The organism is Bacillus sp. CZDM1 (assembly GCF_055502545.1).
The window spans coordinates 1-1,497 of sequence record NZ_JBUESO010000037.1; the positions used below are offsets into that span (position 1 = coordinate 1).

Consider the following 1,497-nt stretch of genomic DNA (forward strand, 5'->3'; position numbering starts at 1 on the left):
CTCCACTAGCATTGCATATGTATCCACAGGCAAAAAAATAAATTTATTACCTCCTATTAATTGAAATAATAGGGGGCTATTTTATGGACGAAAGCACAAAAGTCTCCTAAAGTAGAAGCTGAACCCACGTTATCCGTGACTGCTACTAAAGGAGACTTTCATGGATAACATCATATCAAATCAGACCGTATTTAGTAAATGCCTATCTTTCTTACCGTTTGAAACATTTAAGTGTTCGTCCTTAGACAACGGAGTAAAAAAACTGACCACCGCTAACTTAATGAGGATTTGTGTCACCATGCAATTGGGAAATTGGAAATCCTACGTGGAAACAGAAGAACGTATTCGTGCAATGGACGGTACAGAGGAACTGTTTGGCCTCACCAGTATTAGTGCTTCTCAAATATGTCGTCGAGTCAATACTTTACCTTCAATCCTACCACGGCAGTTATTTCTTGCCGCTGTTACCCAATTGAATAAGCTGACGAGTAACAGAAAAGGGATCCCTTCTTTGGGTCGTCTTCATCTCGTAGATTCTTCTTCTCTGCTTCTTGGACCTACATTAGGAAAATGGACGTATTTTACAAAGCATAGTAATTGCGTAAAGCTACATACTCGGATTGTGGTAACAGATCCCGGCACAGCTTATCCCGACATGGTCATTCCTTCTACGGGTAATGTGGATGATCGTGAAGTCATGCTTGAGCTCGTTATAGATCCTCATGCGACCCATGTGATGGACCGTGGCTATGTGGATTACAAAAAAATGGACCATTGGGTGGGAAACCGGATTCCATTCGCCATGCGTATCCAGGCTGGGCATAAGGCGAACATTATAAAATCCTATGAAATTCCCGATGGCAGTAGGGTTAAGCTAGATGCCTTAGTCGTCATGGGGAGTAAATTCAGATCCATGGAACAGCCCCTTCGTCTTGTTGAATTCACGGATGAAGAGGGGAAAGAATACCGTGTCGTAACCAATCGTTGGGATTTGAAAGCCGAAGAAGTAACCGAATTGTACCGGCACCGTTGGATCATTGAACTGTTTTTCAAGTGGATGAAACAACATCTACGTCTAGTTAAACTACAAAGTACCCAACCCCAAGGAATTTGGAATCAGATTTTTTTTGCTTTGACGGCGTACTGTGTCACTTTATATGTTAGGTTAGTTGAGAAAACTAAGAAGACCACCTGGAGAGTACTCATCCTTCTCCGCATCCATGCCGAAAGGACATGGAAAAGTTTTCTCCATGAGTTACACCGTTTACCAGAAAAAACATCGAAGGGAAGACAAAAGAGGCAACACCCACCAAATGAAATTGAACTTCATGATGCAGGTGTAGCCATTGTAAAACCAGTGGGGGTAAGTACTAGCTCGATGGCAAAATATAAGAAACCAAGAAAATAATATCCAATTTTTGGATAACTGGGTTCGATTACAAACCCCTTGACTTTTTGGCTCAGAGTCAAGAAATCAGTATGGAAAAATTATACTTA

The 1,497-nt window shown here is 41.4% G+C and carries 1 protein-coding gene; it reads left to right on the forward strand.

The genetic code is table 11. From position 1 onward, the window contains the following. The first annotated feature begins 160 nt into the window (after positions 1-160). Entirely contained in the window at positions 161-1,408 is a 1,248-nt protein-coding gene (locus ACY3XC_RS28645; RefSeq protein WP_464871567.1) for an IS4 family transposase, read from the forward strand. Positions 1,409-1,497 lie beyond the last annotated feature (89 nt).

Coding starts and splice junctions, on each gene's coding strand:
- ACY3XC_RS28645 (WP_464871567.1), top strand. CDS start 161: ATGGATAACATCATATCAAATCAGACCGTATTTAGTAAATGCCTATCT.